Source organism: Pseudomonas sp. ACM7, assembly GCF_004136015.1.
Taxonomy (GTDB): domain Bacteria; phylum Pseudomonadota; class Gammaproteobacteria; order Pseudomonadales; family Pseudomonadaceae; genus Aquipseudomonas; species Aquipseudomonas frigoris.
The window spans coordinates 3,038,627-3,061,219 of sequence record NZ_CP024866.1 but is presented as its reverse complement, the minus strand read 5'-3'; the positions used below and the strand labels follow the sequence as shown (position 1 = coordinate 3,061,219).

The 22,593-nt window shown below is 59.3% G+C and carries 21 protein-coding genes; 16 read left to right on the top strand and 5 right to left on the bottom strand.

The window, feature by feature from the left end; translation table 11 throughout:
- The first annotated feature begins 343 nt into the window (after positions 1 to 343).
- The 7 genes from CUN63_RS14340 (at position 344) to CUN63_RS14310 (ending at position 8,637) form a co-directional block, all read left to right on the top strand.
- The gene (locus CUN63_RS14340) at positions 344 to 1,699 is read left to right on the top strand and encodes a pitrilysin family protein (protein WP_129440322.1); all 1,356 of its coding nucleotides are present in this window, start codon (positions 344 to 346) and stop codon (positions 1,697 to 1,699) included.
- Positions 1,692 to 3,182 carry a pitrilysin family protein gene (locus CUN63_RS14335; RefSeq protein ID WP_129440320.1) on the top strand — a complete coding sequence of 497 codons (1,491 nt, stop codon included), beginning with the start codon at positions 1,692 to 1,694 and terminating at the stop codon, positions 3,180 to 3,182. Before CUN63_RS14340 ends, CUN63_RS14335 begins: the two co-directional genes overlap by 8 nt.
- Positions 3,182 to 3,790 carry a 16S rRNA (guanine(966)-N(2))-methyltransferase RsmD gene (rsmD, locus tag CUN63_RS14330; protein ID WP_129440318.1) on the top strand — a complete coding sequence of 203 codons (609 nt, stop codon included), beginning with the start codon at positions 3,182 to 3,184 and terminating at the stop codon, positions 3,788 to 3,790. The genes CUN63_RS14335 and rsmD overlap by 1 nt, the downstream gene beginning before the upstream one ends.
- A 124-nt stretch (positions 3,791 to 3,914) precedes the next feature.
- The gene (locus CUN63_RS14325) at positions 3,915 to 5,258 is read left to right on the top strand and encodes a pitrilysin family protein (protein WP_129440316.1); all 1,344 of its coding nucleotides are present in this window, start codon (positions 3,915 to 3,917) and stop codon (positions 5,256 to 5,258) included.
- Positions 5,251 to 6,729, top strand: coding sequence for a pitrilysin family protein (locus CUN63_RS14320; RefSeq protein WP_129440314.1), 1,479 nt, complete (start codon positions 5,251 to 5,253; stop codon positions 6,727 to 6,729). Before CUN63_RS14325 ends, CUN63_RS14320 begins: the two co-directional genes overlap by 8 nt.
- A 74-nt stretch (positions 6,730 to 6,803) precedes the next feature.
- Positions 6,804 to 7,802 (top strand): hydrolase, encoded by a 999-nt coding sequence (locus CUN63_RS14315; protein ID WP_129440313.1) that lies wholly within the window; start codon positions 6,804 to 6,806, stop codon positions 7,800 to 7,802.
- Between the two features lie 4 nt (positions 7,803 to 7,806).
- Positions 7,807 to 8,637, top strand: coding sequence for an AraC family transcriptional regulator (locus CUN63_RS14310; protein ID WP_129440311.1), 831 nt, complete (start codon positions 7,807 to 7,809; stop codon positions 8,635 to 8,637).
- A 125-nt stretch (positions 8,638 to 8,762) separates the two neighbouring features.
- Here CUN63_RS14310 and CUN63_RS14305 read toward each other — a convergent pair whose 3' ends face one another.
- Positions 8,763 to 9,617, bottom strand: a complete 855-nt coding sequence (locus CUN63_RS14305; protein ID WP_129440309.1) for a sulfurtransferase — start codon at positions 9,615 to 9,617, stop codon at positions 8,763 to 8,765.
- Between the two features lie 45 nt (positions 9,618 to 9,662).
- Complete coding sequence (locus tag CUN63_RS14300) at positions 9,663 to 10,334, bottom strand: TetR/AcrR family transcriptional regulator (protein ID WP_129440307.1); 672 nt, start codon at positions 10,332 to 10,334, stop codon at positions 9,663 to 9,665.
- Between the two features lie 146 nt (positions 10,335 to 10,480).
- On the opposite strand from CUN63_RS14300, the gene CUN63_RS14295 reads away from it, so the two are divergent.
- The 5 genes from CUN63_RS14295 to CUN63_RS14275 all read left to right on the top strand — a co-directional run bounded on the left by CUN63_RS14295 (position 10,481) and on the right by CUN63_RS14275 (position 15,179).
- Positions 10,481 to 11,911 (top strand): coniferyl aldehyde dehydrogenase, encoded by a 1,431-nt coding sequence (locus CUN63_RS14295; RefSeq protein WP_129440305.1) that lies wholly within the window; start codon positions 10,481 to 10,483, stop codon positions 11,909 to 11,911.
- A 28-nt stretch (positions 11,912 to 11,939) separates the two neighbouring features.
- Positions 11,940 to 12,485, top strand: a complete 546-nt coding sequence (locus tag CUN63_RS14290) for a twin-arginine translocation pathway signal protein (RefSeq protein WP_129440303.1) — start codon at positions 11,940 to 11,942, stop codon at positions 12,483 to 12,485.
- Positions 12,486 to 12,614: 129 nt separating this feature from the next.
- Positions 12,615 to 14,210, top strand: coding sequence for a GMC family oxidoreductase (locus CUN63_RS14285; RefSeq protein ID WP_129440301.1), 1,596 nt, complete (start codon positions 12,615 to 12,617; stop codon positions 14,208 to 14,210).
- 115 nt (positions 14,211 to 14,325) lie between these two features.
- Positions 14,326 to 14,805, top strand: coding sequence for a pantetheine-phosphate adenylyltransferase (gene coaD / locus CUN63_RS14280; protein ID WP_123368514.1), 480 nt, complete (start codon positions 14,326 to 14,328; stop codon positions 14,803 to 14,805).
- Positions 14,806 to 14,927: 122 nt separating this feature from the next.
- Positions 14,928 to 15,179: a YfhL family 4Fe-4S dicluster ferredoxin gene (locus tag CUN63_RS14275; RefSeq protein WP_003195146.1), complete on the top strand. Its 252-nt coding sequence runs from the start codon at positions 14,928 to 14,930 to the stop codon at positions 15,177 to 15,179.
- A 131-nt stretch (positions 15,180 to 15,310) separates the two neighbouring features.
- On the opposite strand, the gene CUN63_RS14270 is transcribed toward CUN63_RS14275, so the two are convergent.
- From CUN63_RS14270 to CUN63_RS14260, 3 genes are read right to left on the bottom strand one after another with little or no spacing between them, the layout of a single operon-like run.
- Positions 15,311 to 15,634 (bottom strand): multidrug transporter, encoded by a 324-nt coding sequence (locus CUN63_RS14270; RefSeq protein ID WP_129440299.1) that lies wholly within the window; start codon positions 15,632 to 15,634, stop codon positions 15,311 to 15,313.
- Positions 15,635 to 15,687: 53 nt separating this feature from the next.
- Positions 15,688 to 16,500: a bifunctional DNA-formamidopyrimidine glycosylase/DNA-(apurinic or apyrimidinic site) lyase gene (gene mutM / locus CUN63_RS14265; protein ID WP_129440297.1), complete on the bottom strand. Its 813-nt coding sequence runs from the start codon at positions 16,498 to 16,500 to the stop codon at positions 15,688 to 15,690.
- Between the two features lie 28 nt (positions 16,501 to 16,528).
- Positions 16,529 to 17,344, bottom strand: coding sequence for an HDOD domain-containing protein (locus CUN63_RS14260; protein ID WP_165353319.1), 816 nt, complete (start codon positions 17,342 to 17,344; stop codon positions 16,529 to 16,531).
- A gap of 233 nt (positions 17,345 to 17,577) precedes the next feature.
- Here CUN63_RS14260 and CUN63_RS14255 point away from each other — a divergent pair, with 233 nt between their 5' ends.
- The 4 genes from CUN63_RS14255 (at position 17,578) to CUN63_RS14240 (ending at position 22,450) form a co-directional block, all read left to right on the top strand.
- The gene (locus tag CUN63_RS14255; RefSeq protein ID WP_033060516.1) at positions 17,578 to 18,774 is read left to right on the top strand and encodes a class I SAM-dependent rRNA methyltransferase; all 1,197 of its coding nucleotides are present in this window, start codon (positions 17,578 to 17,580) and stop codon (positions 18,772 to 18,774) included.
- 424 nt (positions 18,775 to 19,198) lie between these two features.
- Positions 19,199 to 20,278, top strand: a complete 1,080-nt coding sequence (locus tag CUN63_RS14250; RefSeq protein ID WP_129440293.1) for a SagB family peptide dehydrogenase — start codon at positions 19,199 to 19,201, stop codon at positions 20,276 to 20,278.
- Positions 20,275 to 21,252, top strand: coding sequence for a diiron oxygenase (locus tag CUN63_RS14245; RefSeq protein WP_129440291.1), 978 nt, complete (start codon positions 20,275 to 20,277; stop codon positions 21,250 to 21,252). Before CUN63_RS14250 ends, CUN63_RS14245 begins: the two co-directional genes overlap by 4 nt.
- Positions 21,245 to 22,450 carry a multidrug effflux MFS transporter gene (locus CUN63_RS14240; protein ID WP_129440289.1) on the top strand — a complete coding sequence of 402 codons (1,206 nt, stop codon included), beginning with the start codon at positions 21,245 to 21,247 and terminating at the stop codon, positions 22,448 to 22,450. Before CUN63_RS14245 ends, CUN63_RS14240 begins: the two co-directional genes overlap by 8 nt.
- The last annotated feature ends 143 nt before the right edge of the window (positions 22,451 to 22,593 follow it).

The following is a 22,593-nucleotide window of genomic DNA, read 5'->3' as shown; positions in this document are numbered from 1 at the left end:
GAGGACGGCTATCTCACGGTAGCGACGCGCCAAAGGGCGCCTCGGCAAATAAATATTCGATGCAGAACAGACTGCGATTGACCCAGCTTGTTCACGCGCAACATTTTGTCGAGGTGCAAACAGCACCTAAAAGGTCGACTAATACGAAGGACTGGAACGGCATCGTCGGCGAAAACGCAGAGTTTAGCTGACAAACTCAAAGCTTTAGCCGTAAACCCAAACAACCTGCTGACCGATCAAAGGCCTGATAGGCGTGGCCGCCAGTAAAACGGATCAGTATCCTAGCACCCTCTCGCCCGCCGACGCTAAGACCAAGCGGGCAGCCCCAAAGGTTTAAAAACGAATGAATGCTCTAGCCCGCCGCGCTGCAGGCCTGCTGCTCAGCACAGTTTGTCTGCCCCTTTCGGCCCTGGCTGCCGATCCACAACCCACCCACGAATTCACCCTCGATAACGGCCTGAAGGTCGTCGTGCGCGAAGACCATCGCGCGCCGGTGGTGGTTTCCCAAGTCTGGTACAAGGTCGGCTCTAGCTACGAGACCCCGGGTCAGACCGGTTTGTCCCACGCTCTGGAACACATGATGTTCAAGGGCAGCGAGAAAGTCGGCCCCGGCGAAGCGTCGCTGATCCTGCGCGACCTCGGCGCCGAAGAGAACGCGTTCACCAGCGATGACTTCACGGCGTATTACCAGGTGCTGGCCCGCGACCGTCTGGGCGTGGCCTTCGAGCTGGAAGCCGATCGCATGGCCAGCCTGCGTCTGCCGGCCGACGAGTTCGCCCGCGAGATCGAAGTCATTAAAGAAGAACGTCGCCTGCGCACTGACGACAAGCCGATGTCCAAGGCCTACGAACGCTTCAAGGCCATGGCCTACCCGGCCAGCGGTTACCACACGCCGACCATCGGCTGGATGGCTGACCTGGACCGCATGAAAGTCGAAGAGCTGCGCCACTGGTACCAATCCTGGTACGTGCCGAACAACGCCACGTTGGTGGTGGTGGGCGACTTGACCCCGGACGAGGTCAAAACCCTGGCCCAGCGCTACTTCGGTCCGATCGCCAAACGTGATGTGCCACCGGCGAAAATCCCGCTGGAACTGGCCGAGCCCGGCGAACGGCAGATCACCCTGCACGTGAAGACCCAACTGCCAAGCCTGATGCTGGGTTTCAACGTGCCAAGCATCGCAACCGCTGAAGACAAACGCTCGGTCAACGCCTTGCGCCTGATCTCCGCCCTGCTCGACGGTGGCTACAGCGGACGCATCCCGACGCAACTGGAGCGCGGCGAAGAGCTGGTGTCCGGCGGTTCGTCGAGCTACGACGCCTACACCCGTGGCGACAGTCTGTTCACGTTGTCGGCAACGCCCAATACCCAGAAAAACAAAACCATGGCTCAGGCTGAAGCAGGCCTGTGGAAGCTGCTCGAACAGCTGAAAACCACCGCGCCGTCCACTGAGGAACTGGAACGCGTCCGCGCACAGGTCATCGCCGGCCTGGTCTACGAGCGGGACTCGATCACCAGCCAGGCCACCGCCATTGGCCAACTGGAAACTGTTGGCCTGTCGTGGAAGCTGATGGACACCGAACTCGCCGAGCTGGAAAGCGTGACCCCGGAAGACATCCAGAAAGCCGCCAAGCTGTATTTCACCCGCGAACGTCTCAGTGTCGCCCATGTACTGCCAGAGGAGACGACTCATGAGTGAGCGTAAAAAACCGCGCCTGGCCCTGATGGGCCTGATCGCTGTCGCATTGATCGGGTCTGCCGCGTTTTACTTTTCAAAGACCGACGAATCCAAGGCCAGCGAAGCCCTCGACAAGGCCAAGGCCAGCCAGAAGCTGCAATCGCTGGCTGAACTCGACGGCAAGGCGCCAAGCCACCGCACCCTGGACGTGCAGACCTGGAAAACCGCCGAGGGCGCCAAGGTGCTGTTCGTTGAAGCCCGCGAGCTGCCGATGTTCGACATGCGCCTGATCTTCGCCGCCGGCAGCAGCCAGGACGGCGACGCACCTGGCCTCTCCGTGCTGACCAACGCCATGCTCAACGAAGGTGTGGCCGGCAAAGATGTCGGCGCCATCGCTCAGGGCTTCGAAGGCCTGGGCGCAGACTTTGGCAACGGCGCATTCAAGGACATGGCCCTGGCGTCCCTGCGCAGCCTCAGCGCCGCGGACAAACGCGAACCGGCCCTGAACTTGTTCTCTGAAGTTGTCGGCAAACCGACCTTCCCTGCCGATTCCTTTGCGCGCATCAAGAACCAGATGCTCGCCGGTTTCGAGTACCAGAAGCAGAACCCGGGCAAACTCGCGAGCCTGGAGCTGATGAACCGCCTGTACGGCGATCACCCGTACGCGCACTCCAGCGACGGCACGGCGAAAACCGTTCCAGCGATCACACTGGCTCAACTGAAGGCGTTCCATGAGAAGGCCTACGCGGCTGGCAACGTGGTGATTGCGCTGGTGGGCGACCTGTCTCGTGCCGAGGCGGAGGCGATTGCTTCGCAAGTCTCCAGCGCGCTGCCAAAAGGCCCGGAGCTGGCGAAAATCCCGCAACCGGAGGAACCGAAAGCCAGCATCGGCCACATCGAGTTTCCGTCCAAGCAGACCAACCTGATGCTCGCGCAATTGGGCATCGACCGTGACGATCCGGACTACGCAGCACTGTCCATGGGTAACCAGATTCTTGGCGGCGGTGGCTTCGGCACGCGGTTGATGAGCGAAGTGCGCGAGAAGCGCGGCCTGACGTATGGCGTGTATTCGGGCTTCACCCCGATGCAGGCACGCGGCCCGTTCATGATCAACCTGCAAACCCGCGCCGAGATGAGCGAAGGCACGCTGAAACTGGTGCAGGACGTGCTCGCCGACTACCTTAAAACCGGCCCGACCCAGAAAGAACTCGACGACGCCAAGCGTGAACTGGCCGGCAGCTTCCCGCTGTCCACCGCCAGCAACGCCGATATCGTCGGCCAACTCGGCGCCATGGGTTTCTACAGCCTGCCGTTGAGTTATCTGGATGACTTTATGCGCGAGTCCCAGAGCCTGACGGTCGAACAGGTCAAAACCGCACTGAACAAACACTTGAGCACGGATAAAATGGTCATCGTCAGCGCTGGCCCGACCGTGCCGCAAAAGCCGTTACCGGCCCCAACTGATAAACCTGCCGAGCAACCGCTCGGGGTTCCGGAGCATTAATGGCCACTCGTCCTAAAAAACCCGTTCACAACGTACACAACGGCGTGAACCAACTGCGCATTATCGGCGGCGAATGGGGCAGCCGGAAGCTGAGCTTCCCGGACGCACCGGGCCTGCGTCCGACGCCGGACCGGGTGCGTGAAACCCTGTTCAACTGGCTCGCGCCATATGTCGCTGGCGCCAAGGTTCTGGACCCGTTCGCCGGCAGCGGCGCGTTGTTCCTCGAAGCCTTGTCCCGTGGCGCGGCCATGGGTCAGGCGCTGGACGCCAGTAACATCGCGGTCGCCAGCATCAAGGAACATCTGGGCACGCTGCGCTGCACCACCGGCCAGGTGCAGACTGCCGATGCCCTGCGCTACCTGGAAACCCAGACAGCGACCGCTTACGACGTGGTGTTCCTCGACCCGCCGTTCAACCAGAACCTGTTGCCGAGCGTTTGCGCCTTGCTCGAAGAGCGCCAATGGCTGGCAGATGACGCCTGGGTCTACACCGAAAGCGAAAACGCACCGTCGGCGCTTGGCTTGCCAGGCAACTGGCGCCTGCACCGGGAGCAGAAATCCGGGCGAGTGTATTACGCGTTGTGGCAGCGCAGCCCGCTGGCAAACTGAAACTGTCATCGCAACGTAGCGTGAAACAAGGCATCAAGTGCGGTAAATAATTACCGCCAACGGCCTCGTCCAAGTCTCCACAGTGGTTTACGCAATTTCCGTAAACCACTGAGGATGAACACGGATGAACATCTCCCGCAGCAGGATGCTGCTCTTTTCCTGGTTACTGCCCTTCACGGTACTGGCCGAACCCGCACAACCGACCCACGAGTTCACGTTAAGCAACGGCCTGAAAGTGGTGGTGCGCGAGGACCATCGCGCCCCGGTAGTGACCTCACAACTCTGGCTCAAGGTCGGCTCCAGCGATGAACCGCCGGGGAAGTCTGGCCTGTCCCATGCGCTGGAGCACATGCTCTACAAAGGCAGCAGCAAGACCTGTGCAGGTGAAGCTTCCGCCATTCTGGACAAGCTGGGCGCGTCACATAACGCCTTTACCGATAAGGACGTCACCGCCTACTACCAGACCGTGCAGCCTCACCAGTTGGGTGTCGCGTTCGAGTTGATGGCCGACATGATCTCGACCGCTCATTTGCGAGCCGAGGATTTCATTCCGGAACTTTCCGTCATTCAGGAAGAACGACGGCTACGAGTCGACGATGATCCCGACGCAATCGCGCAACACCGCCTCACCAGCATCGCCTTTCCCGCCAGCAGCTATGGCGCGCCAATCATCGGCTGGATGCACGACTTGCAACGCTTGAACGCTGATGACGTGCGTCACTGGTACCAGACCCGCTACGCCCCCGGTAATGCCACGCTCGTCATTGTCGGTGACGTTACGCTGGAAAAGGTGAAGCCCCTGGTCGAGCGCTACTTCGGCGTACTTGCGGCCAGACCGTTTGTCGCGGCAAGGACATCGATGGAGTTGGCCGAGCCCGGAGAGCGGAAAATCATCCTGCACCAGGCGATCCCGGCGCCTCGATTGATCATGTCGTTCAATGTCCCGAGCCTTGCCACCGCCGAAAACCGTCGAACAGTGCATGCATTAAGGCTACTCAACACCTTGCTGGCCGGTTCGAACAGCGCACGCCTGCGTAAAAGCCTGCAATTTACCGACAGGCTGTTTTCTAGCACCTCGTCCGAATACAACACGCTTTATCGAGGTGACAGTCTGCTTACCCTCACCGCCCAGCTCCACAGCCAACGCAATGAAAGCCTCGATCAAGCACAGGCCCGTATCTGGGAACTGCTCAACGAACTCAAGTCCGCACCGCCCGACAGCGTCGAACTGGAGCGCGCCCGCACCCTGCTGATCGCCGGGCAGATCTACAACCGCGACGACATTGAAAACCAGGCGGATCACCTCGGTGCACTCGAGAGCATCGGCCTTTCCTGGCGACTGATGGAAGAGGGTGTCGATGAACTGAATCAGGTGACCCCCGCAGACATTCAGCACGTCGCGCGGACGTACCTGACCCGACAACGCCTGAGCACCGCCCATGTCCTCGTGGAGAAAAATAATGAATAAGGTTAGTTGCGTGACACTGTGGCTGTTAGTGATCGGTGGCCTGCAAGGCTGTCTGGCCTTGGCCGACACCGAACCGCAGCTTCCTGCTGTGGTTCAGTCTCCACGGCTGCAATCGCTGGCAGAGCTGGACGCGCAGACACCAGCCTCGCGCGCCCTGAAAATCCACGGTTGGAAATCGCCGTCCGGTGGCAAGGTGCTGTTTATTCGCACTCCAGAACTGCCGATGTTCGACCTGCATGTCAGTTTTCCTGCCGGCAGCACGCGAGATGGTCAGCATTCCGGTCTGGCGGCAACGACGTTCAGCCTGCTTAACGAAGGCGTACCGGGCAAGGATCTCTCAGCGATTATCGAAACCTTTGATGGCCTTGGCGCAAAAACCAAAATGAGCATCGAGCAGGATCGGGCCTCATTGTCCTTGCGCAGCCTGACTGCCATCGATAAGCGCGACCCGGCGCTGTTGCTGTTTACCCAGATACTTGGCCAACCCCTGCTGACCGACGAAGCACTGGTCAACGTCAAAAAAGAACTGACCAATATCCTCAAGACCCAGCAGCAGGATCCCGAATCACAAATCACCCAAGCCATGATTGACCTGCTAATGGCTGGACACCCTTACGCCCAACCAGTCTTTGGCACAGAAAAAAGCCTGGCTGCACTCTCTCGTGAACAGGTCCAGACGTTCCATCGGCAAGCCTATAGCGCGGGGAATGTGCTGATTACCCTGGTCGGCGACCTGACACTGGAACAAGCCCAGGCGATGAGCCTGCAGGTTATCAACGCGCTGCCAGCAGGTTCCAAAATGCCCCCCGTAATTCCGGTCCCGCGCCGACAGGTCGATGCAACGTCACGGCATATCGAGCGCCCCCTGAACCAGACGCAGATCATGCTGGGGCAACCTGGCGTGACACCGCAGCACCCCGATTACATGGCGCTGAGAGTGGCCCATATGATTTTCGGTGAGCAGAAAATCTCTTCGCGACTGATGACGGAGCTGAGAGAAAAACGCGGTTTGACCTATGACGTGCAACTGAAGAACACCCTCTGGGAGGAAGGCGGTACTGCCGTCATCAGCCTGAATACCAGCCCACAGTTCAGCGAAGGTGCGGTGAAGCTGGTGCAGGCGATGTATCGCGACTACTTGCAAACGGGTCCGACACAACAGGAACTCGACGACACCCTGCGCCAACTGCGCAGCAGCAGCGCGTTGAACAGCGCCACCAATTCACAGATTCTTGCCCGACTGGTCAATATCAACCAATACGACTTGCCGCTCAATCTGGATTTTTCAATCGAACAGGCTCAGAAACTGACCGTTGCGCAAGTCAAAACAGCCCTGAACAAGCACTTTGACGCGGACCAATGGTCGGTGGTGACCATAGGCCCGACCGTAGAACAACAGCCTCTGCCTCTCCCGACCAACGAGGTACCGCAGAGCATGTGTCGCGCCGAAACGGGGATTGTGGCAAGTTAGTTTCTTTGGACATAGGCGCCAGGGCCACGCTTTTCAGCCCTGCCGCCGACTGTTTGACCTTTTAGAGAAACATCGTGCTCCAGCCCAGCGAACGCTTCACCCCGGCCACCGGCCTTGGTAATCCGCACTTGCAAACCTTGTGGGGACCGCTGTGGCGCAAAACCACGCACATCGAACGCCAGCGCGAACGCTTATGGCTTGAGGATGGCGACTTTCTCGACCTCGACTGGCACGGCCCGCACAGCGCCGATGCGCCACTGGTGCTGGTGTTGCACGGCCTGACCGGGTCTTCAAATTCGCCTTACGTGGCCGGGGTGCAGAAAGCACTGGGTGCCCAAGGCTGGGCCAGCGTCGCATTGAACTGGCGCGGCTGTTCGGGTGAGCCGAATCTGCTGGCACGCAGCTACCATTCCGGTGCCAGTGAAGACCTGGCCGAAACCATCAAACACCTGAAGGCCCAACGACCGCTCGCGCCGTTGTATGCGGTCGGCTATTCCCTGGGTGGCAATGTGTTGCTCAAGCACTTGGGCGAATCCGGCAGTAATAGTGGCGTGGCCGGTGCGGTGGCGGTGTCGGTACCGTTTCGTCTCGATCAATGCGCCGACCGTATCGGCCAGGGTTTCTCCAAGGTCTATCAGGCGCATTTCATGCGGGAGATGGTGGCCTATATCAAGAACAAACAACGCCAGTTCCAGCATGACGGGCGCGAGGATGGTCTGGCGGCGCTGGCCGCGTTGGGCTCACTGGAGAACATGCGCACGTTCTGGGATTTCGATGGGCGGGTCACCGCGCCGCTGAATGGTTTTGCCGATGCCGAGGATTACTATCGCCGCGCTTCGAGTCGCTATTTCCTTGGCGAGATTCGTACGCCGACCCTGATCATTCAAGCGGCCGATGACCCATTTGTCTTTCCTCATAGCCTGCCGCAAGCCGACGAATTGTCCGCCTGCACTCAATTCGAGTTACATACCAAGGGTGGGCATGTCGGCTTCGTCGATGGTTCGTTCAAGCAACCGGGTTACTACCTGGAACGCCGCATCCCGCAATGGCTGACCGCCGTGGGGCGCCAGTAAGGCCATGGACGTCGACCAGGGCGAGTCGATCCGATTCTGGCAAACAGCACCGTTGGCCGGCGTCGAGTTATTGTCCGCGCGCTACATCGAACACCGTTTCGCGCCTCATGTGCATGACGGTTATGTGATTGGCATGATCATGGCGGGTGCCCAACGCTATCGCTATCGCGGCGCCGAACACCTGGCGGGCAGCGGCACGCTGGTGCTGATCAATCCGGATGAACTGCACACCGGCCATAAAGGCACGGAGGATGGCTGGTTGTATCGGGCGTTCTATCCGGACAGCGGTCAGATTCTGTCGCTGTTGGCGGAGCTGGAACTGCCGACCAACAACTTGCCGGCGTTCGCCGCGACGCTGTATCGCGATCCGGATCTGGTGAAGGGTTTCTGCCAACTGCATCGTCTGCTGGAGAGTCCGTCCACGGCCTTGCAACAACAAACGGTCTGGCGGGAAATGATGCTGTTGCTGCTGCAACGGCACGCAGCGGTACCGATTGCAGGCAAGCCGGGCAAGGAACATCGGGCGGTGACGCTGGCCAAGGATCTGCTGCAAGCACAATTGGCGACGCCGCCTTCGCTGGAAGAACTGGCAGCGGCGGTCAACCTTTCGCCCTTCCACTTCGCCCGGGTGTTCCGCCGCGCCACTGGCATGCCGCCACACACCTGGCTGATGCAGCAGCGCATCGCCCGGGCGCGAGCGCTGTTACAGAATGGTTGCTTACCGTTGGAAGTGGCGACGCAGTTGGGGTTTGCTGACCAGAGTCATCTGAGTCGGCAGTTCAAGCAGGTTTACGGCGTGGGGCCGGGCGCGTATCGCAACGCCCGCCTACGGTGATATCTCAAAGCACCTAATACCCATGTGGGAGCGAGCTTGCTCGCGATGTGGCAATCAAATTCAACAATGATGTTGACTGACAGTCCGCTATCGCGAGCAAGCTCGCTCCCACATTGGATCTGTGTTTAATCGCCTTTGGCGATGCCGTGTGCAGGATCGTTGATCCACTCGCTCCATGAACCGGCATACAACGATCCCAACGGATAACCCGCCAGACACAACGCAAACAGGTTGTGACAGGCCGTCACGCCAGAACCGCAGTACGCCACCAGATCGGTCGGCGAACGATCACCGAGCTTCTCGGCAAAACGCTGTTTGAGCTGATCGGCCGGCAGAAAACGCCCGTCGCTGCCCAGGTTGTCGGTGAACGCCGCACATTGCGCGCCGGGGATGTGCCCGGCAATCGGGTCGATCGGCTCTACTTCGCCCTTGAAACGCGGCAAGCCGCGGGCATCGAGCAAGGTCAGCGCAGGCTGGCCGAGACGTTGTTGGAGCTGTTCGGCGCTCAAGATCAGCGCGTTGTCCGGCGACCCCGTGAAGGTGCCCCGTTCAATCTGCGGCGCATCAAGACTCAGGGGCAAACCGGCCGCGTGCCAGGCCTTGAGTCCGCCATCCAGAATGAACACGCCGTCACGTTTGCCCAGCCAGGCCAGCAACCACCAGGCCCGCGCCGCGTAGGCACCCGGACCGTCGTCGTACAAAATCACATCGCTGTCGGCGTTGACGCCCCAGGCTTGCAGACGTTCGATCAAGTCTTCAGGTTCAGGCAGCGGATGACGCCCGGTCACACCCTTGATCAATGTCCCGCTCAAATCACGCTCAAGATCGGCAAAGCTCGACCCGGCAATATGCCCTTCGGCATAGCTGCGCTGACCGTAATCCGGGTCTTCGAGGGCAAAACGACAATCCAGAATCACCAGCCCCGGCTGCTCCTTTTTCAGGTCCAACGCTTGCGGGCTGATCAGTTGCGCAATGGGCATAACGGGCTCCTGCGATTTTGGCGATGGTTGATCCTACTGCACTTTCTATCCCACTTCTTCCAGTGCTTGGGCCAGCGGCACGTAAAACTCCTCGAACAGCGCATTCACCGAATCGCGAGACTGATCCGTGACAAAACCGGCCTCAAGCACCAGCACCTGATACACCCCACGTTTAATGGCCTGTTCGCTCAGGTGATTGGAGTTTTCACGGGTGGTGCAGAGAAAACGCACCCAGGACGTCAGGATGATCCAGGCATTGAGCGTCAGGGATTCGATCTGAACCTTGTCCATTTGCAGGATGCCGGCCTCGACGAAGCCCGCGTAGATGTGCGTGCCATGGATCAGACAGCGTTGGGAAAAGCGCCGATAGCGGGCGGCCAACTCCGGATCACTGTCGAGCAAGTGCTCCAGATCGCGGTGCAAAAACCGGTAGCGCCACATGGCGGCCAGCAATTCCTGGAGGTAGAAGCGCTTGTCTTCGACCGTGGCGGCACGGCCCTGGGGCGGGCGCAGGAAGCTGTCCACCAGGCTTTCGTACTCACTGAACAGCACGGCGATGATCGCCTGCTTGTTGGGGAAGTGGTAGTACAGGTTGCCCGGGGAAATTTCCATGTGGGCAGCAATGTGGTTGGTGCTGATGCTGCGCTCACCCTGCTGATTGAACAGCTCCAGGCTGTTCTGCACGATGCGCTCGCTGGTTTTGATCCGAGGGGCCATGGCTTGGGCTTTAATTCAAAGTGCGTTGACCGGCATCTTACGACCTATCCGCAGGTGGATAAAACAAAGCTGCGCCAGGATGTCATTTGACTTTCTAGAGCATAGACTCTAAAAAGTCCCTTATTACAATAAATCCGGAGCCTACCATGACTGCTGACATCGCCTACTTGCAGAACCTGCAGCAGCCCCTGGAAGAGCTCCAGACCCTGTTCGACGCCCAACGCGCGGCGTATGCCGCCAACCCAATGCCACCCGCCGCCCAGCGCCAGCAATGGCTCAAAGCCCTGCGCGATCTGTTGAGCAATGAGCGCCAGGCTCTGATCGATGCCATCAGCCAGGATTTCAGCCACCGCAGCGCCGATGAAACCCTGCTCGCCGAACTGATGCCCAGCCTGCACGGCATTCACTACGCCAGTCAGCACCTCAAAGGCTGGATGAAGGCGTCGAAACGCAAGGTCGGGATTGCCTTTCAACCCGCGGCGGCCAAAGTCGTTTATCAACCTTTGGGTGTGGTCGGGGTGATCGTGCCGTGGAACTACCCGCTGTATCTGGCCATCGGCCCGTTGGTAGGCGCGTTGTCGGCAGGCAATCGGGTGATGCTCAAGCTCAGCGAATCGACCCCCGCCACCGGTTTGTTGCTCAAGGAACTGCTGGGCCGAATCTTCCCGCAAGACCTGGTCTGCGTGGTACTGGGCGAAGCCGATATCGGCGTAGCGTTCTCCAGATTGCGTTTCGATCACCTGCTGTTCACTGGCGCCACCAGTATCGGCAAACACGTGATGCGTGCGGCGGCCGAAAACCTGACCCCGGTGACCCTCGAACTCGGCGGCAAATCCCCGGCCATTGTGTCCCGCGACGTGCCGCTCAAGGACGCTGCCGAACGCATCGCCTTCGGCAAGACGCTCAACGCCGGGCAGACCTGCGTGGCCCCGGACTATGTGCTGGTGCCGGAGGATCGCGTAGGCGCTTTCGTCGAAGCCTATCGTCAGGCGGTTCGCGGGTTTTATCCGACCTTGACCGACAACCCGGACTACACCGCGATCATCAATGACCGACAATTGGCACGCCTCAACGGCTACATCAGCGACGCCACCAGCAAGGGCGCGCTGCTGATTCCGCTGTTCGACAAGGGCCAGGGGCGCCGCATGAGCCACAGCCTGCTGCTCAACGTCAGCAACGACATGATGGTGATGCAGGACGAAATCTTCGGTCCGCTGTTGCCGATCGTTCCCTACAAGGATCTGGATCAGGCCTTTGCCTACATCAATGAACGACCTCGTCCGCTGGCCCTGTATTACTTCGGCTACGACAAGCGTGAGCAACACCGCGTACTTCACGAAACCCATTCCGGCGGCGTGTGCCTGAACGACACCCTGCTGCACGTCGCTCAGGACGATATGCCATTCGGCGGGATCGGCGCCTCGGGCATGGGCCATTACCACGGCCACGAAGGTTTCCTGACCTTCAGCAAAGCCAAAGGTGTGCTGATCAAACAGCGGTTCAATGCGGCGAAATTGATCTACCCGCCGTACGGAAAATCCATTCAGAAGCTGATTCAGAAGCTGTTTATCCGCTAACGATCATCCCCTTCGGGTAATAACAATAATGAGCCCAAGTCTGTCCGATACACCCGCGCTGTCACGGCGCGGCTTGCTTAAATTCAGCCTGGGTGCCAGCGCTTTTCTCGCCACCGCCGGTTTGGGAGCGAGCCTCAGCGGTTGCTCATCGAGCCTGCCGGCCAGCGGTTTCGCGATTCTGCGCAGCGGTGACTTGCTGTTTCTGCGGGCACTGATTCCGGTGATGCTCGACGGCGCTGTGGCCATCGAGAAAATGCCGACGGCCGTCGGTGAAACCTTACACTGCCTGGACAACGGTCTGAATCATCTGTCGCCGGAAATGCTCAAGCTGACCCGACAGTTATTCGATGTGCTGGGAATGAGCATCACCCGCGGCCCACTGACCGGGATCTGGGGCAGCTGGGAAAACGCCAGTGCCGACGAGATCCGGCATTTTCTCGATCGCTGGGAAAACAGCTCGTTAAGTCTGCTGCGCATGGGCCATAGCTCGCTGCTGCAACTGGTGATGATGGCTTGGTACAGCCGGGCGGAGTCGTGGGCGCATTGCGGGTATCCCGGACCACCCACGGTCTGAAACCATGGAGCCCCCTTCGCGAGCAAGCCCGGCTCCCACATTGACCGCGTAAACCCTGGAGCCGAGCTTGCTCGCGATGGCGTCAGTCGCCTCACTACTTCTTCCAAATAATAAAAAGAGACCCTGAAGATGCCCGTACCCGATCCGTTCCGCGAAGGCCAGGCCCGTGGCTGGAAAACCTATAACGGTTCACAACTGACCCAGGACCTGACCCTCGAAGCGGACGTGGCGATTATCGGCAGCGGCGCGGGCGGTGGCACCACCGCCGAAATCCTCAGCGCCGCGGGCTACAAGGTATTGCTGATCGAGGAAGGCCCGCTCAAGACCAGCAGCGACTTCAAGATGCTCGAAGACCAGGCCTACACCAGCCTCTATCAGGAAGGTATCGGCCGCATGAGCAAGGACGGCGCAATCACCATCCTTCAGGGCCGGGCGGTGGGCGGCACCACGCTGATCAACTGGACCTCCAGTTTTCGCACGCCGGATCCGACCCTCGACCACTGGGCCAAGGAACACGACGTCAAAGGCCACGCGCCGGCCGAGATGGCGCCGTGGTTCGAGAAAATGGAACAACGCCTGGGCGTCGCACCCTGGATGGTCCCGCCCAACGCCAACAACGACGTGATCCGCAAAGGCTGCGAAAAACTCGGCTACGCCTGGCATGTGATCCCGCGCAACGTGCGTGGTTGCTGGAACCTCGGGTACTGCGGCATGGGTTGCCCGACCAACGCCAAGCAATCGATGCTGGTCACAACCATCCCGGCGACCTTGGAAAAAGGTGGGGAGTTGCTCTATCTGGCTCGTGCCGAAAAGCTCTTGATCAGCGGCGACAAGGTCACGGGCTTGCATTGCGTAGCGATGGACGACCGCTGCGTCGCGCCTACCGGACAGACGATCACGGTCAAGGCGCGGCATTACGTGCTGGCCGGGGGCGGGATCAACAGCCCGGCGTTGCTCATGCGCTCCGAGGCACCGGATCCGCACAAACGGCTGGGTAAACGGACTTTTCTACACCTGGTGAACATGTCGGCAGGGTTGTTCGACGAAGTGATCAACCCGTTTTATGGCGCGCCACAGTCGATCTATTCCGACCATTTCCAATGGCAGGATGGCACCTCCGGAAAAATGTCTTACAAACTCGAAGTGCCGCCGCTGCACCCGGCACTGGCCACGACGTTGCTCGGCGGTTTCGGCAAGGAAAACGCCCAGCACATGGAAAACCTGCCCCACACCCACGCCATGCTGGCGTTGCTGCGGGACGGCTTTCACCCGGACAGCCCCGGCGGCAGCGTCGAGTTGCGCAGTGACGGCACGCCGGTGCTCGACTATCAGGTTTCACCCTATGCCTGGGACGGATTGCGTCGGGCGTTCCACAGCATGGCCGAGATCCAGTTCGCGGGCGGTGCCCATGCGGTAATGCCAATGGACGCCGATGCTCGCTACGTGAAAACCCTGACCGAAGCGCGCACGCTGATCGACGGCCTGAGCCTTGAGCTGTATCGCACACGCCTGGGCAGCGCCCATGTGATGGGCGGTTGTGCCATGGGTGAAGACCCGAAAAACGCCGTGACCGACAGCCTCGGCCGGCATCATCAGTTAGGCAACCTGTCGATTCATGACGGCTCGCTGTTCCCCACCAGCATTGGCGCAAACCCACAATTGTCGGTCTACGGGCTGACGGCGCAGCTGGCAACTTCTTTGGCCGAACGTTTGAAAAACCCATGAAAATGGAGAATATTCCACTGGTCTATAGTGCTTTCTTACCCAAAAGGCGACTTGGCCGACCGGGAAGGCTGCGATACCATCCGACTCCCCAACGGACTCCCGCCAGGACGACGCGATGAACCGAGTGTTGTACCCAGGTACCTTCGACCCTATTACCAAGGGCCATGGCGATCTGGTCGAACGCGCCGCGCGCCTGTTCGATCATGTGATCATCGCCGTCGCCGCCAGCCCGAAGAAAAACCCGTTGTTTCCCCTGGAACAGCGTGTGGCGCTGGCCCGCGAGGTCACTAAACATCTGCCGAACGTTGAAGTCGTCGGCTTCTCGACGTTGCTGGCGCATTTCGCCAAAGAGAAGAACGCCAACGTGTTCCTGCGTGGTTTGCGAGCGGTATCGGACTTCGAATACGAATTCCAGCTGGCCAACATGAACCGTCAGCTGGCACCGGATGTGGAAAGTTTGTTTCTTACCCCGTCCGAGCGTTATTCGTACATTTCCTCGACGCTGGTCCGTGAAATTGCAGCCCTGGGCGGTGATATCACCAAGTTCGTCCACCCTGTGGTGGCGGACGCCCTGAACGAACGCTTCAAAAAGTAGGAGCTGCCGCAGGCTGCGATCTTTTCCCTTGATCGCGCCCGCGTGCACTGCGGGCGCCAATGCGGCACAATTGTGCGCATTGGTTTATTGCGCCCGGGCCTTCCGCCCTGGCTGGAGTTAGCATGTCCCTGATCATCACCGACGATTGCATCAACTGCGACGTCTGCGAACCCGAGTGCCCGAACGCCGCCATCTCCCAGGGCGAAGAGATCTACGTGATCGACCCGAACCTGTGCACCCAGTGCGTCGGCCACTACGACGAACCTCAGTGCCAGCAAGTTTGCCCGGTGGATTGCATTCCGCTGGACGAGGCGCATCCGGAGACTGAAGAGCAGTTGATGGAGAAGTACCGGAAGATTACTGGCAAGGCTTGAGTCAGAGATTTTTGTAGCGTTTGTAAGGGCCTCATCGCGAGCAAGCTCGCTCCCACAGTTGATCGCGGTCTAATGTGGGAGCGAGCTTGCTCGCGATGAGTCCATCAGCCACACCCAAGAATTAACCGACTTCACTCCCGCTGCTCAAACCCTTCTCCGATACACCCCAAGCACCGCACGAACGCCGCTTTCGCCGGGTCGACCACCAACGCCTGCCCCGCATCGCCAACGCCGCCACCCAACGCGGTAAACGGCAACGACACCACAAACGCTCCGGCACCGATCACCGTCGCCACGACCAACAAAGGTCGGGCAATCAGCAAATCGCCGAGCATGGCGTACGCCGGGGGATTCTGGATGGTGTAACGCGGGTCGCCGCTGCCCGTGTTTGCTGCCAGCGCTGGCGCACCGACGCTCAGCAGCAAAACGACGACAAGGGTTCGAAACAGGTTCATGGCACGGTCCTTGGGCTAGGCAGTCAGAACACTGACTATAGACCGTAGGCGTATCAGCTCTGACAACGCGGGCAAAAGACGCTGGCGCGCTGCCCGAGCTTCACTTCCCGCAACTCCGTGCCACATACCTTGCAGGGCGCACCGCGACGGCCGTACACGAATAGTTCCTGCTGGAAATATCCCGGCTGACCGTCACCGCCGATAAAATCTCGCAGCGTGGTGCCGCCGCGCTCGATAGCGGCCGCCAGGATGCGTTTGATCTCGATCGCCAGTTTCAGATAACGCGCCCGAGAGATGCTTTTGGCCTCACGACGCGGATCGATACCGGCGGCGAACAACGCTTCGGTTGCGTAGATATTGCCCACGCCGACCACCACCGCGTTGTCCATGATGAACGGCTTGACCGCCATGGATCGCCCACGGGACTGCTGGAACAAGCGCTCGCCGTCGAACAGGTCGGTCAACGGCTCCGGCCCCAGGCGAATCAACAACTCATGGTTGAGTGGGTCAAGGCTCCAGAGCATCGCGCCGAACCGTCGCGGGTCGGTGTAACGCAGGGCCAGACCGGATTCCAGTTCGATGTCCACATGCTCATGCTTGGCCACCGGCGTGCCGATTTCCACCAGACGCAGATTTCCCGACATCCCCAAATGGCTGATCAGCGTGCCGACTTCGGCATTGATCAGCAGGTACTTCGCGCGTCTTTCCACCAGCACGATGCGCTGGCCAGACAGCCGCACATCCAGGTCTTCGGGAATCGGCCAGCGCAAGCGCCGCTCACGCACGATTACCCGGCTGACGCGCTGGCCTTCCAGGTGCGGCGCAATCCCGCGGCGGGTGGTTTCGACTTCAGGCAGTTCCGGCATGGTGCTCTCGAATCAGGCTGTGCAACGCTCAGCGGTGAGCGCCAAGGTCACGAATCGTTTGTTTGAGGGTCTCGAAGTCGTAGTCCGAGAGGCCGACGTAATCGAGAACCAGCGGTGCGATGCTGTTCCACTCGTGGTCATCACGCTGGTTGCCCAGCACCCGGAAGGACGCACAAATGTGTTCGGCCATTTTCAGGATCGCCAGCAGGTTTTTCACCTGACTGTTGCGCGACGACTCATCGCTGAAGATCGCCAACGCATTGTGGTGATTGGCGATGGCGGCGGTCACATGCTCCGGCAGACGCCAGGATTTGGCGGTGTAATAACCCACCACCGCATGATTGGTATTGAACACCCGATTCTCAGTGTCCACCACCCGACATTCGGCGCTGGCACTGGCGTAGGCCTCTTCCAGAACGGTCATGTAGTTGGGGAAACGCTGGAGCATCAGCGGCACGCCGCAGTCATGGAACAGACCCAGGGCGTACGCTTCATCGCCGGCCTGGGCGCCGATACGCTTGGCCAGGGTCAGGCAGGTCATCGCCACGTCCTGAGCGGTATCCCAGAAACGATTCAAGGTGACGATGGTGTCGTCGTTCATTTCGCCCTTGATCGACTGCGCGTTGATCAGGTTGATGATCGAGCGGCTGCCCAGCAGATTCACCGCACGCTGAATCGAGGCGATCTTGTTGCTCAAGCCGTAATACGGCGAGTTGACGATTTTCAACAAGGCGCCAGAGAGGCCCGGGTCCTGAGAGATCAGCTTCGCGATCACCTCCAGATCCGGATCGGGCATGTACTGTTCCATCTGCAAATCCACCATGATTTGCGGCTGGGCCGGCACGCTGATGCCTTGCAGGGACTGTTGAATCTGTTCGGTAGTCAGCTCTGGGGACATAAGTACACACTCTGGGACAGGCGGCGATTCTAACCCTTATAAAGTTGGATCCGACACCTTGGCCGGCCCATCGTCTGAAGTTTCATCAAATGCCGGCCCTTCCTCACCGCATGTCCATCCGCCAAACCGTGGCCGTGCGCAGCACGCTATACTCCCGCTCTTTTTTCCGGAGCGACGTCATGTCCCTGCCTAGCCTGCGCCTCAAAGCCAACGCCGACCGTCGCCTGCGAAACGGCCATTTGTGGGTCTATAGCAACGAAATCGATGTAGCCGCTACTCCTTTGCACGGTTTCAAGGCCGGCGACCAGGCGATCCTCGAAGCAGCCAGCGGCAAGCCGCTGGGCATCGTTGCCATGAGCCCGAACAACCTGATCTGCGCCCGCCTCTTGTCGCGCGACATCAAGTTGCCGCTGGACAAGTCGCTGCTGGTGCATCGCCTGAACGTCGCGCTGTCCCTGCGCGATCGCCTGTTCGACAAGCCGTTCTATCGCCTGGTCTACGGCGATTCCGACCTGCTTCCAGGTCTGGTAGTCGACCGTTTCGGCGACATCCTGGTGGTACAGATCGCTTCGGCAACCATGGAAGCCCATAAAGAAGACGTGATCGCAGCGCTGACCCAAGTGATCAAGCCTAGCGGCATTCTGTTCAAGAACGACTCCGCTGCCCGTGATGCCGAAGGCCTCAACCGCTACGTCGAAACCGTGTTCGGCCTGGTGCCGGAGTGGGTTGCCCTGGAAGAAAACGGCGTGAAATTCGAAGCGCCCGTCATCCAGGGACAAAAAACCGGTTGGTTCTACGACCACCGCATGAACCGCGCGCGTCTGGCACCTTACGCCAAAGGCAAACGCGTGCTGGACCTGTACAGCTACATCGGTGGTTGGGGCGTGCAAGCGGCTGCGTTCGGCGCCAGTGAAGTGTTCTGCGTCGACGCATCGGCCTTCGCCCTCGACGGCGTCGAGCGCAACGCCGCGCTGAACGGTTTCGCCGACAAGATGACCTGCATTGAAGGCGACGTGTTTGAAGCCCTGAAAGAGCTGAAAGCCAGCGAAGAGCGTTTCGACGTGATCGTTGCCGATCCTCCGGCGTTCATCAAACGCAAGAAAGACATGAAAAACGGTGAAGGTGCCTACCGTCGCCTGAACGAGCAAGCCATGCGCCTGCTCAGCAAAGACGGCATCCTGGTCAGCGCTTCGTGCTCGATGCACCTGCCGGAAGACGATCTGCAGAACATCCTGCTGACCAGCGCCCGTCACCTGGACCGCAACATCCAGATGCTGGAGCGCGGCGGTCAGGGCCCGGATCACCCGGTTCACCCAGCCATCGCCGAAACCCGCTACATTAAAAGCATCACCTGCCGTCTGCTGCCAAACAGCTGATTTCGCCGGTTTGACGGGGAGCCAGCCGGCTCCCCGGTCTGTTATCTGTTATTGAACTCTCCAACTTCCTACTCCAGCGGTCTTAATGACTTGCAGGACGTTTCGCTGTGTCTTTTATTTTAGCGGACAGAACTTACAAGATTCATCCAACCCTCAGATCAATCCGACAAAATTACTGGAACATTCCTACCCAATCTCCCCTTGATAAGAACTCATTACAAACTATGATTAAGTCGTCACAAAGGAGTGACACTCACTATCAATTACAAGGAGTTCAAAACATGAAAGCAATTACTCTGGAAACCAACAAAATCGCTAACCTGGCTTTTCTGGTTGCGCCAAAAGCCCGCTAAGTAAATGAAACGCTGGGGAGTGCCGGCTACCCAGCGTTTTCTATGGCAAAGACCAGAGTGAGTCGCCAATCATGCAGATAAACCCCTATATATTCATACTTCCTCGCACGCCCGACCAAATAGTCTGGGATTACAAGAACCACAAACAGTTCGAATTGAACCTTGAATACTCAACCCGTCTCGCACACCTTATCGACAACCTTGAAAAGTTTGATGACAACAACATAATAGACACGCAACTCCTGAACGCAGGAATACTCACATCTTCAATACAAGACCCCATTGAATGGGGCTGGGATGAACTGTCGAAGATATTTCATATCGGCACCAAGAACATTCCTTGTGAATATGTCCCCCAAGATATTAATGAATGGTCGAGACACTATCTGGACCATTGCGCCGAAGTACTGGCCACTCCTGCCCCGGAGGTCAGACTCACAGAACGCCCGACAAGCGAGCGGATTGCCCTGCCCCAACCTTCCTGTCTGCCGCAAAGCGCACTTGCAAAGACCTTGATCGACCGAAAGACCTGCCGCTCCTTCACGGGTGAAGGGGTTTCTCTCGACGATGTGGGCGCTCTTTTGTATTTGTCCCTTGGCTATCTACGCGAGCGCGACAACGACATCGACGAAACCATCGCTGAAGGTCTCGGCGCCCGGCGCAGCAGTCCATCCGGTGGCGGGTTGAATGCCTGCGAAGGTTTTCTTCATGTTCAGAACGTCAGCGGCCTGAATCCCGGGCTCTACGCCTACCACCCCGACAAACATGCTTTAAGCTTCGTCAATCCGGTGCCTGACTCACCCTTGGGCCAGTTGTTGTGTGGGCAGCATTTCATCAACAACCTGCCAGTCGGCCTGTTCATCACCGCTCGCTTCGACAAACTGTGGTGGAAATATGAACACTCGCGGGCCTACCGAATGGCTTACGTCGAGGCGGGTCATATTTCCCAGACCTTTCAACTGGTGGCCACCGCACTCGGGTTAAGCACCTGGCTGACCGGTGCGTTGGCGGACGATCAGGTCGAAACGTTGCTGGGGATCGAGGACAGCGCCGAACAGCCGTTGTTTTTTGTGGGCTGCGGGCGGAGTGACGGTCAAGTGATGTGCAAGGAATTGAAAGCGCTGCTGCGCAACCGAGGCTCACAACAATGACCGGGCCCCGCACAGACGACCTGTCACTGCCCGACGCCTGGGCACAGCGCTTCACCCTCGGCGACTGGAACACCCGAGCCTCGGTACGAACCAGCGAGCACACCTATCAATTGCCATCAGATCTGGAACGGCAACTGGAAACACGACACTGGTTCCCGCCCGCCTTCCTGCCCTACCTGAATCACCCGGCCATCGAAGCAGCCGGCAGTGCGATCACCCATCGTTTATCGGCCAACCATCTGGTGTATTTCCTCGACTACACCACCCGGCTCGAACATCGAATCGTCAACCGCTCCGTGGAAACCATCGTCCACGATGAGCTCGGCGCGTCCATCCCCCGACGGATGAAAACGGCCGCCCTCCAGCTGTACACCGATGAGGGTTATCACGCCCTGTTCTCCAATAGCCTCGCCGAGCAGATAGCCGACCTCTACGGCATGACCCAACGCCCGGTGATGCCGCGCCGCATTACCCGACTGAACGCCCTGATTGACCACAGCCCAGAGAGGCATAAGGCGCTGGCCTGGTTTCTCGTCGGCTTCGTGTCCGAGACCATCATCGCCAGGGAACTGCTCGAGGTTTGTCGCAACGAGCTGGTGTCCAGCGTCCAGGAAATGCTCAGGGACCACCTCACCGACGAGGCCCGACACAGTCGTTACTTTTGCGAAGTGTTCCATTATCTGTGGCTGACCCTGAACAGCAGCCAACGCACGTTCGCCGCGAAGCTGCTGGTGGACATCCTCCTGATGTTCTTTGAGGTCGATGAGCGATGGCTGAAGGAAAGCCTGAACAGCGTGGGCCTCAGGGAGAATTGCGTCGCAGAAATCCTCAGTGCCCTGACCGGCCCGCAAGCCTGCCTACAGCGCGCCCGATCAGGTGCAGGCGCGACGCTACAGGCAATGGAAAAGGCAGGTTTTTTCTACCTGCCTTTTAACCAGCAGCTCTTCGCACAGGCAGGACTTGTCGATGGATGAAGGAAAATCTGCGGTCAGTGTCAAACACCGCCGCTCTGCGATCACCCTATTAATGACCATGGTGATGCTCGGGGTCTTCCCTCTCGATGTTCTGCTGCCATCGTTCCCGGCGCTGGCTGAACACTTCCGGACCACGCCAGGCGACATCGCGTTTTCCATCAGCCTGTTTGCCATCGGGATCGCACTTTCCCAACTACTGGTCGGGCCGCTCTCGGATGTCATCGGGCGCAAAAGTCTGCTGCTGGCGGGAATGGCGGTCTCGATGATCGGTGCGACTGGTTGCGTGCTGTCCACCGACTACGCCTGGTTCCTGACGTTCCGGGTGGTGCAGGCCATCGGCTGCGGTTGCTTCGTACTCTCGCAGGCCCTGGTCCAGGACCTGTTCGACGGCAAGGAGCGGGATCAACTGCGGATTCTGATGGTCACCGCCAGCGGGATCTTCATTTCCGTCTCGCCACTAGCCGGCACCCTGTTGCAACAGGCGCTGGACTGGCCCGCAAGTTTCATTGTCTTTATTGCCCTTGCCGCCGCCGTGTTCCTTAAGGCCTGCTTCTTTCTTGAAAACCGGCACACCGCCACAACCCCGCGCCGAAGGATTCTTCAGTCCTACCGGCGTGTCTGTCGAGATGCTGGTTTCCTCGGCTATTGGTTGATCGCCGCGATCGCCTTCACCTGCCACTTTTCCTTCATTGTCATCTCGCCCCTGATCTTCATGGAGCAGTTGCAGCTTTCGGCCTACGAGTTTTCCCTGACACTGCTGTTGTATGGCGTGGCCTACATCATCGGCGGCATTGTCGCTCGAGTCCTCGTCGGGCGGGTCACGGCCGATACCCAGATAGTCGTCGGCCTGGGCCTGATCTTCATTTCTGGACTGGTGATGCTCTTGCTCTCAAACCTGCTGGGCCTTTCAGCCCTGACCGTGCTGATCCCGATGATCATCTGCACCGCCGGCACGACCATCGCCCGCCCTGTCGCCACTTCCAAAGCCATGGAAGTGTTCCCGGACAATGCCGGTACATCGGCGTCGGCCGGGAACACGCTGGTCTTCATCTCTGGCGGGCTGATCAGCGCCCTGATCAATCTGAGTGGAGCCCATCTGCAAACGACTCTCGCACTGAGTTTCCTCGCCTTGAGCACCGTCGGCGTTTCCTTCAATGCACTGATCGCACGTCGGCAGCTCGCGCTGAATAGCGGGTGATTCCTGCCGATGGTCATCCCACACGTTCCGTCAGCGCTGGATCACCCTCTTCCGGCATTCCCTCCTGACGCCAGCCGTGTAGAATCGCGACATTCATCGCCAGTCATCCCCCGGCGGGTTTATGAGCTCAAGCTGAAGCGCGC

What these genes read in the sequence shown, in the direction of transcription:
- CUN63_RS14285 (WP_129440301.1), top strand. Translation starts at nt 12,615, where the DNA reads ATGCCCGTACCCGATCCGTTCCGCGAAGGCCAGGCCCGTGGCTGGAAA.
- CUN63_RS14250 (WP_129440293.1), top strand. Translation starts at nt 19,199, where the DNA reads ATGCAGATAAACCCCTATATATTCATACTTCCTCGCACGCCCGACCAA.
- rsmD (WP_129440318.1), top strand. Translation starts at nt 3,182, where the DNA reads ATGGCCACTCGTCCTAAAAAACCCGTTCACAACGTACACAACGGCGTG.
- CUN63_RS14305 (WP_129440309.1), bottom strand. Translation starts at nt 9,617, where the DNA reads ATGCCCATTGCGCAACTGATCAGCCCGCAAGCGTTGGACCTGAAAAAG.
- CUN63_RS14340 (WP_129440322.1), top strand. Translation starts at nt 344, where the DNA reads ATGAATGCTCTAGCCCGCCGCGCTGCAGGCCTGCTGCTCAGCACAGTT.
- coaD (WP_123368514.1), top strand. Translation starts at nt 14,326, where the DNA reads ATGAACCGAGTGTTGTACCCAGGTACCTTCGACCCTATTACCAAGGGC.
- CUN63_RS14290 (WP_129440303.1), top strand. Translation starts at nt 11,940, where the DNA reads ATGAGCCCAAGTCTGTCCGATACACCCGCGCTGTCACGGCGCGGCTTG.
- CUN63_RS14310 (WP_129440311.1), top strand. Translation starts at nt 7,807, where the DNA reads ATGGACGTCGACCAGGGCGAGTCGATCCGATTCTGGCAAACAGCACCG.
- CUN63_RS14300 (WP_129440307.1), bottom strand. Translation starts at nt 10,334, where the DNA reads ATGGCCCCTCGGATCAAAACCAGCGAGCGCATCGTGCAGAACAGCCTG.
- CUN63_RS14335 (WP_129440320.1), top strand. Translation starts at nt 1,692, where the DNA reads ATGAGTGAGCGTAAAAAACCGCGCCTGGCCCTGATGGGCCTGATCGCT.
- CUN63_RS14240 (WP_129440289.1), top strand. Translation starts at nt 21,245, where the DNA reads ATGGATGAAGGAAAATCTGCGGTCAGTGTCAAACACCGCCGCTCTGCG.
- mutM (WP_129440297.1), bottom strand. Translation starts at nt 16,500, where the DNA reads ATGCCGGAACTGCCTGAAGTCGAAACCACCCGCCGCGGGATTGCGCCG.
- CUN63_RS14270 (WP_129440299.1), bottom strand. Translation starts at nt 15,634, where the DNA reads ATGAACCTGTTTCGAACCCTTGTCGTCGTTTTGCTGCTGAGCGTCGGT.
- CUN63_RS14325 (WP_129440316.1), top strand. Translation starts at nt 3,915, where the DNA reads ATGAACATCTCCCGCAGCAGGATGCTGCTCTTTTCCTGGTTACTGCCC.
- CUN63_RS14275 (WP_003195146.1), top strand. Translation starts at nt 14,928, where the DNA reads ATGTCCCTGATCATCACCGACGATTGCATCAACTGCGACGTCTGCGAA.
- CUN63_RS14255 (WP_033060516.1), top strand. Translation starts at nt 17,578, where the DNA reads ATGTCCCTGCCTAGCCTGCGCCTCAAAGCCAACGCCGACCGTCGCCTG.
- CUN63_RS14245 (WP_129440291.1), top strand. Translation starts at nt 20,275, where the DNA reads ATGACCGGGCCCCGCACAGACGACCTGTCACTGCCCGACGCCTGGGCA.
- CUN63_RS14295 (WP_129440305.1), top strand. Translation starts at nt 10,481, where the DNA reads ATGACTGCTGACATCGCCTACTTGCAGAACCTGCAGCAGCCCCTGGAA.
- CUN63_RS14320 (WP_129440314.1), top strand. Translation starts at nt 5,251, where the DNA reads ATGAATAAGGTTAGTTGCGTGACACTGTGGCTGTTAGTGATCGGTGGC.